Here is a 17901-nt window from a genome sequence, read left to right as displayed (position 1 = left end):
ATCGCCGTTCCTTGGTAGGATCGGCGTTTTCGTTTTTAATATCTGGGAAATGGATTTGAGTTCGCAACAGCATCCCCTCTCTAAAGCATTCTTAGCAACCTGTTACCAAGCTGATGCCTCCCGTATTCGACGTCGTTTATTTCGCCTCAATAAAGAGCCGGAGTCAGCTGAAAAAACAGCGACCTTAGCCAAGTTAGCCGAGCAAGCTGAGCGCGCGGCACAAAAGGCCGAGTTACGCCGCCAGAATCGTCCGACTATCAGTTACCCTGAGGCGCTGCCTATCTCGCAAAAGCGTGATGAGATTGCAGCGGCCATTGCCGCCAATCAAGTGGTGATTATTGCCGGTGAGACGGGATCAGGTAAAACCACCCAATTGCCTAAGATTTGTTTAGAACTTGGGCTTGGGTGTCGTGGACTTATAGGTCATACGCAGCCTCGACGCTTGGCGGCCCGAAGTGTGGCTACGCGCGTAGCAGAAGAATTGAATTCGCCCCTTGGTGAAGCCGTGGGCTTTAAGGTGCGTTTTGCCGATGCCATTAAGCCTGAGTCCTACGTCAAGCTGATGACCGACGGTATTTTGCTGGCGGAGTTAACCTCAGATAAATTTCTAGACCAATACGACACCATCATTATTGATGAAGCCCATGAGCGTAGCCTAAATATCGACTTTATCTTGGGCTATCTAAAAAATGTGCTTAAGAAGCGTCCTGATTTAAAAGTCATTATTACTTCGGCAACCATTGATTTAGACCGATTCTCTAAACATTTTAATAATGCACCTGTGATTGAGGTTTCAGGGCGAACCTATCCGGTAGAAACCCGCTATCGTCCGCTGCTGCGTGAAGAAGATGAAGATCTGGATCTTACCGAAGGTATTTTTGCTGCCGTTGAAGAGTTGATGCAAGCGGGCCCCGGTGACATTTTGATCTTTATGAACGGGGAGCGCGAGATCCGTGATGTTGCCGATCAACTCAATAAGCAGCAGTATCGTGATACTGAAGTTCTGCCGTTGTATGCAAGGTTATCTTACGGTGAGCAGTCGAAAGTGTTTAAGTCTCACCGAGGCCGGCGCATTGTGTTAGCCACTAACGTAGCAGAAACGTCATTGACTGTGCCGGGGATCCGATATGTTATCGATCCCGGTACCGCCAGGATCAGCCGTTATAGCTACCGCACTAAAGTGCAACGACTTCCCATTGAACCAGTGTCACAAGCAAGCGCTAATCAGCGCCAAGGGCGTTGTGGTCGTGTAGGTCCGGGGATCTGTATTAGGCTGTACGATGAAGATGATTTTAATAATCGTCCTGCATTTACCGATCCAGAGATATTACGTACCAACTTGGCATCGGTTATTTTGCAGATGCTGTCTATCGGCTTAGGCGACATTGCGGCGTTTCCATTTATTCAGCCGCCGGATCAGCGCTATATCAAAGATGGCTTTTTGCTACTTGAAGAGCTGCAATCAGTGCAGCAGCGCAAAGGTCGCTTACAACTCACGCCTATGGGGCGTCAGTTAGCGAGTATTCCGGTCGATCCACGTTTAGCCCGTATGGTGGTGCAAGCCAATGAATACGGCTGCTTACATGAAGTACTGGTCATTGTGGCGGGGTTGTCGATTCAAGATCCCCGCGAACGTCCAATGGACAAGAAACAAGCCAGCGATGAGTCCCATAAACGATTTGTTGATAAAAACTCGGACTTTTTGTCGTGGGTTAACCTGTGGGATCATATTAAAGCTAGCCAGAAGCAGCACAGTGCCAGTCAATTCCGCAAGATGTGTAAGCGTGAGTTTTTAGCCTATTTGCGCGTCAGAGAGTGGCAAGATCTCTATATGCAGCTGAAACAAGCGGTGCACGATCTTAAATGGAAGCTCAATAGCGAACCGGCCGACTATGAATTGCTGCATAAATCGCTGCTAACGGGCTTGCTGAGCCACATTGGTTTTAAAGATAAAGACAATGAATACCTCGGTGCCCGTAATCGACGCTTCTTTGTGTTTCCGGGATCGCCACTGGCGCGAAAAGGTCCTAAGTGGATTATGGCGGCAGAGTTGACCGAAACCTCACGCCTGTTTGCCCGTTGTTGTGCCAAAATCCAGCCTGAATGGATAGAACCGATGGCGCAGCATCTGGTGAAGCACAACTATTTTGAGCCTCATTTTGAGGCGAAACAGGGCAGTGTGGTCGCGCTGGAAAATCAGGTTTTGTATGGATTAACCATCGTTAATCGTCGTCGAGTGCAATATGGCCCTGTCAATGCGGTTGAAGCCAGAGAGATTTTTATTCGCAGCGCGCTCGCAGATGGCGAACTGCGTACCAATGAAGCGTTTTTTGTTAACAACCGCAAGCTGGTAGAAGATATTGAGGCGCTAGAACATAAGTCGCGTCGCCGCGATATCTTAGTTGATGAACAAGCGCTGGTGGATTTTTATGAGCCGCGGATCCCCGAGGGGATCTACAACGCGCCTAAGTTATTAAAGTGGTGGAAGCAGGCTAAACGTAAGCAACCTGATTTGCTTGATTTTAAACGCGAAAGCCTAATGCAGCGCGGCGATGAGCATATCTCTGCGCTGGACTTTCCCGACAACTGGCATCAAGGCAATTTAGTGTTGCCCATAAGCTATCACTTTGAACCCGGTAGCGAAGATGATGGCGTGTCGGTACACTTGCCGGTGGCATTATTAAATCAGGTTGATAACCAGGGGTTTGATTGGCTGGTACCTGGGTTACGCGAAGAAAAGTGCGTGGCGCTAATTAAGTCTTTGCCAAAAACCTTAAGGCGTAACTTTGTACCCGCGCCAGACTACGCCAAGGCCTGTCTACAGGCGATGAACGATCAAAGTGTGCCAATGCTTGAGGCGATGTGTAAGCAGTTGCTGCGTATGAGCGGCGTGCGGGTACAAGCTGAAGATTTTGATGTGGCGCAATTGACGCAACATCTTAAAATCAACTTCAAAGTGGAGAATGACAAAGGCAAACTGGCGGCGCAATCGCGAGATTTAGACGGCCTTAAAGACTCGCTACAAGGGCAGGTGACTCAGGCAATACGTAAGGTCGCCAAAAGCGGTATCGAGCAAGAAGATATTATAGAGTGGAGCTTTGGTGAGTTACCTAAGCAATATGAGCAGCGCAAAGGGAATTTTGAAGTCAAAGCCTATCCGGCGTTGGTGGATAACGATACTAGCGTGTCGATCAAGCTGTTTGACGACCATAACGAAGCCGACCGAATCCATCGTGCCGGTTTACAACGCTTGTTATTGCTAAACATTCCCTCTCCGGTTAAGCACTTGCAGCAATCGTTGCCCAATAAAGCCAAACTGGCGATGTATTTCAATCCATTCGGTCAAATTAACATCCTGATTGATGATATCTTGTCCGCGGCGGTGCAGCAGTTGCTGGATGAAAAACAGCTAGATGTGCGCAACGAGCAACAGTTTATTGCTGCAAAAGATTGGGTACGTCAGGAGCTTAATCCTACCGCGGCCAAGATTGCGTTAAAAGTAGAAGCAATTTTGACTTTATATCAAAAGGTTAAGAAACGCCTTAAAGGTAAAATTAGCCTCGATATCGCCTTTGCGATGAGTGATATTCAAACTCAGCTTGATAACTTGGTATTCAAGGGCTTTGTTGAGGCCTGTGGTTGGCAGCGGCTTGATGATCTAAGCCGTTACCTTAAAGCAATTGATACTCGCCTAGACAAGCTACCTATCGATCCTAATCGTGACCGATTACACATGCACAGTATCAGTAACGTACAAACTTTACTTGATAACCAACTCGCTAAAATTCCGCGTACTGCTACCGTGCCTGATGCGTTGTTAGAAGCCCGTTGGATGATAGAAGAGTATCGGGTATCGTGTTTTGCGCAAGTGTTGGGCACCGCTTATCCGATTTCTGAGAAACGCATTATCAACCGCATTAACGAAGTCTAAGTCGTAACTCTAGTCTCTCGCGTACCTCCTTTTGGGAGGTACGCAAAAATCTCTCTCTACCTCTAAGGGTATATTTTCCCTCTATTCACTTGTCTGTTGTCCGAAAAACCACCTATATTGGTTAATAAATTAGTACATTATGAATAGCTAAATAATTAATCTTGTTTAGTTCTTAATCGGAATACACACCTTAAATGGGTGATCTAGCTAATAATCATCTGAAAAGCATGATCTGGATCAACCGAGTATTAGGATTACCGATTTTGAGGTATACATAATGTTAACAAACCATTGATATCATATTGTCACAGGATAAGTCTTAGCGAATTGCTTGATTTATAAGCGCTAAGACTCTCACAGAATTTACCAAGAAAACATTGAAACAATTGCTCGACTCGCTGGAGGATGCATGAGTTCAACATCAAACGAAGAGAAAAGTCTGGAGTTAAAAATATTTATATTTTTAACGGTTTTTCTTGCGCCACTGCTGTCGGCACTACTGGTTTCGGCCTTGGGATTTGCAATTTGGTTTAGCCAAATCCTAACTGGACCACCTGGTGTCGGATAACAAAGATAATTAATTAAAAAATTAATAATTAGAGTAAATACATAATGAGCAATGAACTTCACGTAACCAGTCTTGTGGTGCAAGTCCAACCTGAGCAGATGGCTGAGGTAAGACAAACCATCATGAAAATGGAAAAGGCCGATTTATCCGTGAACAACGAAGTCAAATTGGTAGTGGTGCTCGAAGGCAGCAGTCAAAAAGAGTTAATGGATGGGATTGAAACCATTAATCGCTTACCTGGCGTGCTTTCAGCAGCAATGGTTTATCACCAAAGTGAAGTGCTTGAAGAGGGTGAAATATGAAGATGAACAGACGTGAGTTTATGAAGGCCAATGCAGCAATGACCGCTGCATCGGTGGCGGGCTTAGCGCTTCCTGCGACAGCAAGCAACCTAATCACAAGCTCTGAAGAAACAAAACTTGAGTGGAACAAAGCGCCTTGTCGTTTTTGCGGTACCGGTTGTTCAGTGATTGTGGCCACTCGCGATGGTAAAGTTGTCGCGACTCACGGTGATGCCGAAAGTGAGGTCAATAAAGGCCTTAACTGTATTAAAGGCTACTTCCTATCAAAAATTATGTACGGTAAAGACCGTCTACAAACCCCCATGCTGCGTATGACCGATGGTAAATACGACAAGCACGGCGAATTTACTCCAATCACTTGGGATCAAGCATTTGATACCATGGCTGATAAGTTCAAGAAAACCATTAAAGCTAAAGGTCCAACGGCCATTGGTATGTTTGGTTCAGGCCAATGGACTGTGTGGGAAGGCTATGCTGCTTCAAAATTAATGAAAGCAGGTTTTGGCTCAAACAATATTGACCCTAACGCTCGTCATTGTATGGCGTCTGCGGTAGGTGGCTTCATGCGTACCTTTGGTATTGATGAGCCAATGGGCTGTTACGACGATATGGAAGCGGCAGATGCGTTCGTATTGTGGGGCTCTAATATGGCTGAGATGCATCCAATTCTATGGACCCGTGTCACCGACCGTCGTTTAAGTGCACCGCATGTTAAAGTTAACGTGCTATCGACCTTTGAACATCGCTCATTTGACCTTGCCGACTCCGGTATGGTGTTTACGCCAAACACTGACTTGGCCATTCTCAATTACATCGCTAACTACATTATTGCTAACGATAAAGTGAATTGGGACTTTGTAAATAAACACGTTAATTTCCGCCGCGGCGAGACCGATATTGGTTATGGTTTACGTCCAACGCATCCATTGCAGAAGAAAGCTAAGCACGTTGATACAGCGGGCAAATCATACCCAATGGAGTTTGAAGAGTTTAAGAAATTTGTTGCTGATTACGATGTAGAATCGGTGAGTAAATTATCCGGTGTACCAGAAGATAAACTGATTGCACTAGCGGAAACCTATGCTAACCCAGAAACCAAAGTGACTTCTTTCTGGACCATGGGTGTTAACCAGCATACTCGTGGTGTGTGGTGTAACAACCTGATTTATAACATTCACTTGCTTACCGGTAAGATCTCAACGCCGGGCAACAGTCCGTTTTCACTGACAGGTCAGCCCTCAGCGTGTGGTACTGCACGTGAAGTTGGTACCTTCTCACACCGTTTACCTGCGGACATGGTGGTAGCGAATCCTAAGCACAGAAAGATCGCCCAAGATATCTGGCGTATTCCTGAAGGCATCATCCCACCAAAACCCGGCTATCACGCGGTAGAGCAAAACCGCCGCTTGAAAGACGGTGATATCAATGCCTATTGGGTGCAAGTAAACAACAATATGCAAGCTGCACCTAACATGAATGAAGAGGGCTTACCGGGTTACCGTAACCCAGACAACTTCATTGTGGTATCTGATGCCTATCCAACGGTAACGACGCAAGCTGCTGATTTGATTTTACCGACAGCGATGTGGGTAGAAAAAGAGGGCGCTTACGGTAACGCTGAACGTCGTACTCAGTTCTGGCATCAAATGGTGAAAGCACCGGGCGAGTCTAAGTCTGACTTATGGCAGTTAATGGAGTTCTCTAAGCGTTTCACAACTGACGAAGTATGGCCAAAAGATGTATTGGCGGCTAATCCGCAATACAAGGGTAAAACCTTGTTTGAAGTGTTGTACGAAAATGGCAACGTCAATAAGTTCCCACTAGAACAAGCCGACCCTAAATACCTCAATGACGAAGCTAAGCACTTTGGTTTCTACATTCAAAAAGGTCTGTTTGAAGAGTACGCCCAGTTTGGTCGCGGACACGGTCATGACTTAGCTGACTTTGACACTTACCATGAAGTACATGGTCTGCGCTGGCCTGTGGTTGACGGTAAAGAAACCAAATGGCGTTACAGAGAAGGTGCAGATCCGTATGTGAAACCAGGTAAAGGTTTCGAGTTTTATGGTAAGCCAGATGGCCGCGCGATTATTTTTGCACTGCCATATGAAGCGCCGCCCGAGTCGCCAGATGAAGAATACGATATGTGGCTATCGACTGGTCGCGTATTGGAACACTGGCATTCAGGTTCTATGACCCAGCGCGTACCAGAACTATATAAAGCTTTCCCTGATGCCGTGTGCTTCATGCATCCAGAAGATGCCAAGAAACGTGGCCTGCGCCGCGGTGATGAAGTGAAAGTGATTTCAAGACGGGGTGAGATCAAAACCCGTATTGAAACCCGCGGTCGTAACAAGCCGCCAGTTGGCTTGGTCTTTGTGCCTTGGTTTGACGCCAGTCAGTTAATTAACAAAGTGACCTTGGATGCAACGGATCCACTGTCTAAACAGACTGACTTTAAGAAGTGCGCCATCAAAGTGGTTAAGGCATAAGGGGAATGACTATGAATATCGCTAAGCTAGTTTCACTGACTGCTGTGATTGGTTTAAGCCTAACTACAGCCTTTATCGCCCAAGCGGAAAGTGTTTCTGATGAAAAGATCGCTACTTTAAGGCTGGCTCCGTTAGATGTTGAACCTACGCCACCTGTGATGCAAAAAGTGCTCAATACTGACATCAAGCAGGTACGTAACTATCCTATGCAGCCACCGGTTATCCCGCATAAGATTGATGGGTATCAGGTAGATTTAAAGGTTAACAAGTGTATGTCGTGCCATGCGCGTAAGCGTACAGGAGAATCTCAAGCGCCTATGGTGAGTGTGACTCACTACATGGACAGAGAAAATAACTTCCTGGCGGATCTGTCACCACGTCGTTACTTCTGTACCCAATGCCATGTACCGCAATTGGATGCGAAAGAGTTAGTGGGTAACGATTTTGTCGACATTGACCACTTAATTAAAGTGAAAGCCAAGCAGCACTAGGAGTTAACCTATGTTAGATAAGTTAAAAAAGATCTGGCAGGTCCTAAGAAAGCCCAGTGTGCATTACAGTTTAGGCTTTCTGACGTTAGGTGGGTTTGTGGCAGGGGTTATTTTCTGGGGTGGATTTAACACCGCCTTAGAAGTGACTAACCAAGAAGCCTTCTGTATTGGTTGCCATGAAATGGAAAATAATGTGTATGAAGAGTTGAAAACAACGATTCACTTTACTAACCGCAGTGGTGTCCGTGCAACTTGCCCAGACTGTCACGTTCCACACAATTGGACTGATAAGATTGCACGTAAGATGCAGGCATCAAAAGAGGTGTGGGGTAAAGTCTTTGGTACCATTAACACCAGAGAGAAGTTTGAAGCTAAGCGCCGTGAACTGGCTGAGCATGAGTGGGATAGGCTCAAAGCTAACGACTCACTAGAGTGCCGTAACTGCCACAACTTCGACTACATGGACTTTACTCGTCAATCGACTCGCGCAGCGAAGATGCACTCAACTTCATTGGCGAGTGGTGAAAAGACCTGTATTGATTGCCACAAAGGTATTGCTCACCAATTACCTGACATGGCAGGAGTCGAAGGCTTCTAAGCCCAAACGCTCAACCACTATCTCCAAACCCGCGCCGATGCTCTCCACATCGGCGCTTTTTATTACCTGAACCCAGTGCGATTCCTCTCATCTTGTACCTTAGTCTAATGGGCTGTTTAACTAAATATTTGCTTGAGTAACAGCGAGATAAACCAGCCGATAGTGTTTTAGTAGCGTGTTTTTGCTGCTGCTCAAAAAAACACCTTGTAGGTAAACATTAGTGCTGGCGTAAGCCGTTGTTTTATACCATAGTTAGCTAATGCTCTATATTTGTGTTGCCATGTTCGAGGGAGCGAATTGCAGACAAGAAAACTCAGTAAGTACCTGCTTGCTATCTTAGGCTATTTCAGTATGTATTCGACTTGCTATAGCGATATTGCAAGTGCGCAGTGGTGGCTGAAAAATGAACTGACACCGTCAACCCTATCTTATCCGCAACAACTAGAAGAAATGCAATGGTTTATCGATGCTGCTAAACCCTATCAGGGACTGCAGATTCGTGTGGTATCTGAGCGCATTGCAACTCATCAATATGAAGCTACTGTATTAGCTAAAGCGTTTTATGAGATCACGGGCATTCATGTGGTGCATGAGCTAACCGGTGAAGATGATGTGATTAAGAAACTGTCTGCGCAAATTATGACAGGGCAAAACCTTTATGATGCTTACGTAAATGACAGTGATTTAATTGGTACTCATTTTCGTTCAGGTAATGTGGTGGCGTTATCTGATTTTATTCAGAACCAAGGCAAGTCAGTTACCTTACCGAGCTTAGACTTAGCCGACTTTATTGGCTTACAGTTTACCACCGCGCCGGATGGCAAATTATACCAATTACCCGATCAACAATTTGCCAATTTATACTGGTATCGCCATGACTGGTTTAGCAATGTCCAGTTTCGCACTGAGTTCAAGCGCCTTTATGGTTATGAACTGGGCGTACCGCAAAACTGGCAAGCCTACGAAGATATTGCCGAGTTTTTTTCGGTCCATGTTCGCCGCATAGACGGTCGTAAAGTCTATGGCCATATGGACTATGCTAAAACGGATCCGTCTCTGGGCTGGCGCATGTCTGATGCGTGGTTGTCGATGGCGGGGGTGGGTGACAAAGGCTTGCCCAACGGACTGCCAGTAGATGAGTGGGGCATTAGAGTAGAGCAGTGTAAACCGGTAGGTGCCAGTGTCAGTCGTGGTGGGGCGCTTAATGGGCCTGCTGCCGTATATGCAATAGATAAATACGTTGATTGGCTGAATCGGTTTGCACCGGCTGAATCGAAGCAGCTGAATTTTACCCAAGCAGGAGAGTGGCCGGGCAAAGGCGTGATTGCCCAGCAAATCTTTTGGTATACCGCGTTTGTGGCGGACTTAAGCCAGCCAGGCTTACCGGTAGTGAATAGTGACGGCACGCCAAAGTGGCGAGTGGCTCCATCACCTGTGGGTAAATATTGGCAGAGCGGCATGAAATCGGGTTATCAAGACACGGGCGCATGGACATTACTTAACAACACCCCGATAGATCGCCAAAAGGCCGCTTGGTTGTATGCCCAATTTGTGGTGTCTAAAACGGTCTCTTTAAAGAAAACCTTGGTAGGCCTAACGCCAATCCGCCGCTCAGATATCGACTCTGAGGCTATGACTCAGCAAGCGCCTTATTTAGGAGGCTTGGTTGAATTCTACCGTAGCCGGGGCCGTGACGTTTGGACACCCACGGGCACCAATGTGCCAGACTATCCTCATTTAGCCAATTTTTGGTGGCGGCATATTTCGCAAATTGTTGAAGGCAAAATTACCACTCAACAAGGGCTCGATGCATTTGCCGCCGATGTCGACAAGCACCTGCTTGCGTTAAGCCAGCACCCTCATCCCTGTAGTCCCAAATTAAACCCAGAAAAATCTGCGGATTATTGGTTAGCACAACCTGGAGCACCCAAAAATAAAATAACCAGTGCAGAGAAAGGTCGCACTTTACCTTATCAAGAGGCCATCAATGTTTGGCGTTAACCGCCATTGGGCGACGCGGCTTATCGCGGCCTGTGGCTTGCTGAGCTGTTTTGCAGTGCATGGGGCAGATATAGAGCTTTACACCTACGAAGTAGCACCTTTTGCAGTGTATGAAAATGGTAAGCCCAGTGGTTTACTTATTGAGGTATTAGATGAGCTATTTAAACGCAGTGACTTAAGTTATCAAATACAGTTTGTGCCGTTAAAACGGGCGATGATCACTGTGCAGCGCCAAGCGCATAAATGTGTATTACCCGTTGCTCGTAGTCAGGAGCGAGAGGTGCAATTTCAATGGATAAGTCCGGTATTGATCACCCGATTTGGCTTATATAGCAAACCCGAGCAATCGTTTCCGCTGACAACGTTAATTGATGCTAAGCCCTATCGAATTGGCAGTTTTTTGGGCAGTGGTATTGGTGAGTATTTAGCTAACTTAGGCTTTACCGTTGAGTTAAGTAGTACCACCCAGCAAAATTTTGCCAAGTTAAATCGCGACCGTATCGATTTATGGGCCGCAGAGCTTATTAGTGCCAAACATATCGCCCAGGCCAATGGCGTGTCGCTGGAGCCACAATTGGTGTTTTACACCGCGTTAGGAGCAATGGCTTGCAATCACAATATGCCACAAGCGCAGATCCAGTTATTACAAACCCAGCTTAATATGATGTATCAGGACGGCTTTATGGGTAGGCTTTATCACAGTTACGGTGTTGATATTTAGACTCGTTTTAATCGGTTTATATATTGCGGAAATATAAAAGGCAGCCATAGAGCTGCCTTTTTTGTGCCGTGTTATTGCTGGTTATCTGCTATTGGGGCTAGCGGCCTGAGGTTGTATTTTAAATACCCCGCGACCATCAATACCAATATAAAGATAGCCGTCTTGGCCTTGATGTAAGCTACGTACGCGGCCAAGGTTTTGCATTAAATCTTGTTGCGAGGCGATGTTATCACCATCAAGGCTAACACTAATTAGCTTGGCAAATTTTAATGAACCTATAAGCAGCTGATTGGCGAGCTCGGGATAGCGCTCACTGGTGACAAATACCATTGCCGATGGCGCAATGGATGGCACCCAGTAGGTAATTGGCTGCGCCATGCCATCTTTTTCGGTTAAATCAGTGAAGCTCGTACCACTGTAGTTAACTCCATAGCTGATCACTGGCCAGCCGTAGTTAGTGCCTTTTTTGATGATGTTGAGCTCATCGCCGCCTTTAGGGCCGTGTTCATGGGCCCAAATGGCTTGGGTATGGGGGTTAAGCGCCATGCCCTGTGGGTTACGATGGCCGTAACTGTAGATGGCAGTTTTTGCGCCTTTGGTATCAACAAACGGATTGTCTGCCGGTACCGTGCCGTCATCGTTTAGGCGATAAATTTTGCCCGAGTCGCGACTAATATCTTGCGGGTTCACATCGCGCTGGCCACGATCGCCAATTGAAAAATACAGGTAGCCTTGTTTATCAAACGCAATACGGCTGCCATAGTGCACCGCACCACTGGCATAAGCGTCTGCCATATAGAGAATTTGAGTTTGGCTTAAGCTTAACGCATCACCTTGCAGCTTAAGCTTCGCGCGCATAATCGCAGTGTTAGATGCATCTTCAGTACCTGCGCTGTAGCTGATATATACCCAGCCATTTTGCGCATATTGAGGATGCAACACTACATCAAGTAATCCACCTTGACGCTGAACCACAATATTAGGCAAGCCGCTTACTGAAGTTGATTTTCCTTTAGCATCGACGTGATATAGCGCGCCTTGGCGATCGGTGATCAGTAGGGCGTTATCCGGTAATTGAGTGATCCCCCAAGGAATGGTGATCTGCTCGTTAATCGGTTCAAGTTCATAGTTGGCTGCATGAAGCGGCAGACTTAATGCTAAATAAGTGACAGCACTAATAAGCACTCTAAACATGATGGTAATTCCTTTAATTATAGTGTGGCAGCAAGGGTAAACATAAACAGTCTTTCTGGCCCTGGCTCGTAATAACGACCGCCAAAGGCGTTGATTCTTATATTGTCATCATAGTATTGATTAAACAGGTTGTTGACCGTTAATGATAAAGATACTGACAGCGGCGCTAGTTCAAACGCTTGGCTAATTCCCGCATTGGTCAGCCAATAGCTCGGCGCTGACTCGGTATTACTGTTGTTGGTGTACCGTTGTCCAACATAAAGCAGTTCAAGGTTGAATGAAAGGTCGTTATCATTTTGATACACCAACTGACTTGCACCTTTATGGCGAGCGACGCCGGGTTGAGTTTTACCACTGTAATCTCCTTGTGGCGTATCAAATTGATCGTAACTAAAGTCGGAAAAACTGTACTGATTAAGCCAAGAAAAATCACCGCCTAGCCTATGCTCAGTGCTAACCTCTACGCCTTGGCGAGTCGCAGCGCCGGCATTGCGGTAGTAGGTGACCTCGTCATTGCTGTCGGTATTAAAGTAAGGCGTGATGGCATCGGTGATATCAATATAAAACAAGGCGATGTCATAGTTATGTTCCTCAAACAAGCTGCCTCTAAACCCAAGCTCGTAGTTAACCGCAGTCTCTGCCTCTAAATCAGGGTTAAAGCCACCGGCGAGGGAGCTGATACCAACGTTGGGGTTGGCTAGCTCTGTTGTGGTCGGAATTTGAAACGACTGACTCACCGTTGCGTACGCTACTGTCGATGCGTCTATCTGGTAACTGCTACCAATATTGGCGCTGCTGTTGTCCCAATTGCGGTGCCCAGATTGGTCGTCATCTTGTAAATACTGATCGTTAACTTCAACTCGATTATGCTCATACCGTAAGCCTAAATCGATAAGCCAGTTTTGACTGGGCTGAGCGGATATTTGTGCATACAAGGCACTAGAATCGATTAGTTCTTGTTGCGCGAGTGCTAAGTCGCCGCGCACGCCACCTTCAAGGTTATCAAATCGTCGACGCTCATCGTCTTGGTACTGTATATTTGCCCCCAACAACACTTGGCTGTTGTAGTGGCTCAGCCAGTTGGTGGTGGCATATTGCACATTAGCGCCGTAAAACTGCCGTGCTAGTTCAACTTGGCCACCAGACTCAAAGGGCAGGCGGTTATCAAAGTCTTTATCAAAATAATAAAACTGGCCATTCAACTGGCTACTGTCGGCAAACTGATACCGACTAGCGAGGGTATGCTTTTGCTGTTTAACAGATTCACCCGCTTGATAGATGACATTACGATCTCGCGCTGCTTCTGGGTTGGCCTCCGCTTGTTCGCGGGTTAAGCCGCCAGCATCTTGTGCAGTTGGGCTGTCGATGTACTGACTGTTAAAACGCAGTAACCATTGCGGCATCACCTGCCAATCAAGGTGGCCATTTATCGCGCTTTTTTCATACTCGCTATGTTCTCGATAGCCTTGCTTGTGAGTTTGACTTGCACTCACGCCAACATTAACCGTGTCAAAATGCTTATTGGCGTATAAGTAGGCTTGTTCGGTATCAAAGGAGCCCTTGGTTAGCTTAAGCGCGACTTTATCGGCATCAGGCACCTTAGTGTGGATTTTTATCACACCGCCAGCACTGTTGCCATAAAGTGCCGATTGAGGGCCTCGGAGTACTTCAATGCTGCTGAGGTTTTGTAGTTCAAGTCCATCTAATTGGCTTTGACCATCGGGCAGGGTGTGGGGCACATCATCAACCAATATCTGAATACCACGAATACCAAAGCTGGATTGAGCGCCGAAGCCTCGAATAGAAATCCGCTCATCTTGGGAAAAGTTTTGACTGGCTTGCACATACACACTGGGAAGCTTATTGAGGTATTCGCTTAAGGTGAGTGGTGCAGCTATCAAGTTGAGCTGGGCTTCATCGAGATAGCTATAGGCCTTTGGTTGCTGATTTGCGCTATAAGGCAAAGCCTCACCAAAAACGCTAATGCGCTCATCGATTTGCGCTTGTGTGGCTGAGCTATCAGCCAGCGCTGTAATAGGCAATAATGCCATGAACATACCGAAGCTACGCTTCGGACGATAATTTGCTGATGATAGCCATCTCAACACAAGGTTAACCCATTGATAACATATTAATGGCTTAGCATTATGCCGAGCTGAAAGTTAAGTTCAATGGCTAATACTGTAACAGCTTATGTAATGCTGATAACGGGGATAATTGGCAGAGCGTACTAAACGTATAAACAGCTACAAACGGATCACTTATCGTGTTGTTATGTCAGAAATGAGCGTGATATTAGCACAATAATAGGCCATCAGGGCATTGGGCATGCCCTGATAATTTAGTGTGCGCTTATTATGATTTTATACCCGCTTGAATCGCTTGGTCGAGGTAGTTGGCAAAACTGTCACCGTGGTTGGCCAACATCTTTGGAAACATTGAAATAGGGGTTAGCCCTGGGAAGGTATTAATTTCATTTAGCAAAATTTCGCCTTCGTCGGTTAAGAAAAAATCAATGCGGGACAAATGCCGGAGTTTCATGCCTTCAAAAACTTTGATCGCATATTCACGAATGCTATCGCTAACGGCTAGTGGCACATCTGCTACCACCTCTGTGGTGGCCTGACTGTTAGCGGCATATTTTTCATCAAAGGTGTAAAAGTTATTTGATGAGCAAATGACCTCACCGGGCACGGTCGCTACGGTTTTACCATCAAGTTGGTAGACTGCCACCTCTAATTCACGAGCGCGGATGGTTTTCTCCACTACCACATAGGGTGAATACTGAAACGCTTGGCGCAAGGTATCGGCGACTTGCTCCGCACTGTCAACTCGGTAACAACCTACCGATGAACCTTGTGAGGCCGCTTTTACAAATACCGACCCCCACTCAGCTAATGCTTGCTGGGTAGTATCTATCGCGCTTTGATTAAGTTCACTTAAAAAGCGGTAAGGGGTATTAGGAATGCCTAAGGCGCTAAACCACATCTTGGCGGTAATTTTATTAAAGCAGTTACGTGAGCTTTCAGAGTCACAGCCAAAATAGGGCAGATTAATCAATTCAAAAAATGATTGAATATCGCCGGTTTCACCCGGGTAACCATGAATACAAGGGATGGCATAATCTACCGGCCAGTTATCCCGTTTAGCATGGGTATAGCGGACTTCGCGGCTACTAGTGATCTCGCAGCGTTCACCGTCTTCGGTGTGATATTGACCCTGTGCATTTAACTCAACTTTGAGTACGTTAACATGCGGTAAAGTCTGTAATGTCGACTCGAAATATTTGGCTGACATCAGCGAAATATCATGTTCATCGGCGCCACCACCACATATCAATAGCAGATTGTTTTGGATCATTATTACTCCATCTTTAGGGTCAATAGGCTAGCGTGTTAACTATGCCTTACCGATAAGATTATGCAACCGCATAATGGTGAGATTATGACGAGATAAGGGCTAACTGCAGATTTTATCTCCAGTAGTAGGGGCTTGGGGGCTGTTGGCTGGGTAGAGTATTGATGGCGTAAAGAGCCATAGCTGAACTTATTCTGATGCTAAGTTTGTTGATTAATCTGCAGCTGAGTCACTGAATTAACGACAGGGGTTCTGTGCTTATAGGCACCCTTAGTTAATGACGTAAATGACAACCTTCGACTGTGTTTGGTTTGCGCATATAACAAGGAGGTTGCATGCCAAGGGCTAGACGAACCCTCAATAGTCTCGAACTCTTATCAATAAGATGTTCCTACGACCACAGTTGTAGCCGATCTATACGACGCGCTGTTTTTTTACAATATTGAATAACCGATGATGAGCAATACATCGGTAAAATTATGATCATCGCTAAGGTTGAGTAGAAGCTCAAATCTTAAAGCCTACCGAAGTATTTGCCATTAACGTGGCGGCCTATGAAGTGATGTGCAACAGATTCAATAAGTCGTCAGCCATTACTAATATCATGAGAATTTAACACGTATGGGCGATTCGACTTAGAAAGAATCAATTTATAATGGCCATATGAGATTTTGAAGTGAGTTTTTAATCAGTATTGTTAAAGGATTTTTCAACCTGAATATTTTAAGGTTGTAAAGGAAAAGGATTTTATGACTTGGGATGCTGTTGGTAATTTTTTATTGTGTTTTGCCATTATTCTTGCCTGGGAGGCTTTTAGGCGTTATGTGGGATTACCCATTACTTTTATGGATCTCATAGGCTCTCTTTTTTCTTGTGTGTTGTTGTACTGTATTCGTTTCTACAAATCTATTTTTACGGTTAAGGAAACGAATGAAACTAGAAAAAACCTATCGAACCCTTTTAAGGTTTTATCTTACTTGGTTTTTATCTTTGGGCTCTCAATGCTGGGTATTTACCTGTTCATTAAAGGTGTGCAAGGTCCATTAACTTATTATGAAGGGTATAGAGGTGCTGGTCATGGGTATTCTTCTTTATTACTAGGCCTTACGGTAACGATATATTGTATAGGTTTTAGTGTGGCAATAATCTATCGATTTATATTGCTTAAAAGGAATGTAAATAAAAACACATAGACAGTCATAGTTAATGGCGTAAATGACAACCACCGGCGATGCTTGATTTACGCATATCACAAGGACGTTGCATGCAAAGGCCTAGACGAACCCTCATTAGTCTCGAACTCTTATCAATAAGATGATCTTACGACCACAGGGGCAGTCGAGCGGTAGGACCTGCAGTCTTTTACAATATTGAATAACCGATGATGACCAATACATCGGTAAAATTATGATCATCGCTAAGGTTGAGTAGAAGCTCAAATCTTAAAGCCTACCGAAGTATTTGCCATTGACGTGGTGGCCTATGCACTGTTGTTGATAGACAGGGAGCAACCACCTTTATGTCGTCCTACATATTGATGTTGAACAAGTTAATACCAGGCCGGATAGGGATGTGGTACTGCAATGGCATAGATTGTTTAAAGGAACAGGGTTAACGCAGAAATTTGCCAAAGGTGATTAATAATGCCTGGCTTGTTTTTCTAAAAGAAAGGCCGAATGACCTATTCGGCAGTGCGCTGTTTAACGTTATCACATGCAAGGCAAACGAGGACTAAGCAAAGTGTATAAAACCCAATCATTCCTAGCGCCATCGCACTATTTTTGTTCCACAACATGTCAAGAAACACTTCTACTTCGCTCATTTTTACCTCTTCATAATGCCAATAGGAGTTAGTGATATTTATTCGCTTTTAGTGATGCATATAACTTTTAGTATGCATATAAATAGTCACCTGATATCAACTACCAACAATCATATTGAGTGGTTAGCTGATTTAGGGTCGCGAATACTAGCAGAAAAAGAGTAATAAACCACCAATAATTAGAATTTAAGCTCTAATTTTTGTGCTTACAAGATGATACTTAACAATGCTGTGGTCAGTTATTTATAAGTGCTTATGATTATTAACAAATGAGCTAATTATGTTACTAGGTGAGATACCATCGAAGGCTTGGTAAGTCTTAAACATAAAACATATAGACACCAACATAAAACATATAGACAGCCACAGTTAACGCCGTAAATGACAAGCTGCGACTATGCTTGATTTACAGACATAACAAGGT

General features: G+C 45.3%; 12 protein-coding genes and 1 pseudogene. 10 read left to right on the top strand and 3 right to left on the bottom strand.

All coding sequences use genetic code 11. From position 1 onward, the window contains the following. The first annotated feature begins 49 nt into the window (after positions 1–49). The 8 genes from hrpA to FLM48_RS12045 all read left to right on the top strand — a co-directional run bounded on the left by hrpA (position 50) and on the right by FLM48_RS12045 (position 11104). Positions 50–3931 carry an ATP-dependent RNA helicase HrpA gene (hrpA, locus tag FLM48_RS12080; RefSeq protein ID WP_179024809.1) on the top strand — a complete coding sequence of 1294 codons (3882 nt, stop codon included), beginning with the start codon at positions 50–52 and terminating at the stop codon, positions 3929–3931. Positions 3932–4340: 409 nt separating this feature from the next. Further along, positions 4341–4499 (top strand): periplasmic nitrate reductase, NapE protein, encoded by a 159-nt coding sequence (locus tag FLM48_RS12075; RefSeq protein ID WP_028774217.1) that lies wholly within the window; start codon positions 4341–4343, stop codon positions 4497–4499. A gap of 44 nt (positions 4500–4543) precedes the next feature. After that, positions 4544–4801 carry a chaperone NapD gene (locus FLM48_RS12070; RefSeq protein WP_028774216.1) on the top strand — a complete coding sequence of 86 codons (258 nt, stop codon included), beginning with the start codon at positions 4544–4546 and terminating at the stop codon, positions 4799–4801. A 2-nt stretch (positions 4802–4803) separates the two neighbouring features. After that, positions 4804–7293: a nitrate reductase catalytic subunit NapA gene (napA, locus tag FLM48_RS12065; RefSeq protein WP_179026358.1), complete on the top strand. Its 2490-nt coding sequence runs from the start codon at positions 4804–4806 to the stop codon at positions 7291–7293. A gap of 11 nt (positions 7294–7304) precedes the next feature. Then, positions 7305–7784, top strand: a complete 480-nt coding sequence (locus FLM48_RS12060) for a nitrate reductase cytochrome c-type subunit (RefSeq protein ID WP_028774214.1) — start codon at positions 7305–7307, stop codon at positions 7782–7784. Positions 7785–7794: 10 nt separating this feature from the next. After that, the gene (locus FLM48_RS12055) at positions 7795–8382 is read left to right on the top strand and encodes a cytochrome c3 family protein (RefSeq protein WP_028774213.1); all 588 of its coding nucleotides are present in this window, start codon (positions 7795–7797) and stop codon (positions 8380–8382) included. Between the two features lie 351 nt (positions 8383–8733). Continuing rightward, on the top strand, positions 8734–10383 hold the full coding sequence (locus tag FLM48_RS12050; protein ID WP_256871136.1) for an ABC transporter substrate-binding protein: 1650 nt from the start codon (positions 8734–8736) through the stop codon (positions 10381–10383). Then, complete coding sequence (locus FLM48_RS12045; RefSeq protein WP_179024807.1) at positions 10370–11104, top strand: ABC transporter substrate-binding protein; 735 nt, start codon at positions 10370–10372, stop codon at positions 11102–11104. The genes FLM48_RS12050 and FLM48_RS12045 overlap by 14 nt, the downstream gene beginning before the upstream one ends. An 81-nt stretch (positions 11105–11185) precedes the next feature. Here FLM48_RS12045 and FLM48_RS12040 read toward each other — a convergent pair whose 3' ends face one another. The 3 genes from FLM48_RS12040 to FLM48_RS12030 all read right to left on the bottom strand — a co-directional run bounded on the left by FLM48_RS12040 (position 11186) and on the right by FLM48_RS12030 (position 15658). Beyond that, positions 11186–12298 carry a PQQ-dependent sugar dehydrogenase gene (locus FLM48_RS12040; protein WP_179024806.1) on the bottom strand — a complete coding sequence of 371 codons (1113 nt, stop codon included), beginning with the start codon at positions 12296–12298 and terminating at the stop codon, positions 11186–11188. A 17-nt stretch (positions 12299–12315) separates the two neighbouring features. After that, entirely contained in the window at positions 12316–14349 is a 2034-nt protein-coding gene (locus FLM48_RS12035) for a TonB-dependent receptor (protein ID WP_179024805.1), read from the bottom strand. Positions 14350–14653: 304 nt separating this feature from the next. Beyond that, complete coding sequence (locus FLM48_RS12030; RefSeq protein WP_179024804.1) at positions 14654–15658, bottom strand: D-alanine--D-alanine ligase; 1005 nt, start codon at positions 15656–15658, stop codon at positions 14654–14656. 746 nt (positions 15659–16404) lie between these two features. On the opposite strand from FLM48_RS12030, the gene FLM48_RS12025 reads away from it, so the two are divergent. Next, entirely contained in the window at positions 16405–16848 is a 444-nt protein-coding gene (locus FLM48_RS12025) for a hypothetical protein (protein WP_179024803.1), read from the top strand. Positions 16849–17082: 234 nt separating this feature from the next. Next, positions 17083–17293 (top strand): annotated as a pseudogene (locus FLM48_RS22770) (Mobile element protein); the annotation flags it as partial. Positions 17294–17901: the final 608 nt, after the last annotated feature.

This window comes from Shewanella sp. Scap07 (assembly GCF_013394145.1).
In the GTDB taxonomy this organism is placed as follows: Bacteria; Pseudomonadota; Gammaproteobacteria; order Enterobacterales; family Shewanellaceae; genus Shewanella; species Shewanella waksmanii.
This window is presented reverse-complemented; position numbering and strand designations above follow the sequence as displayed.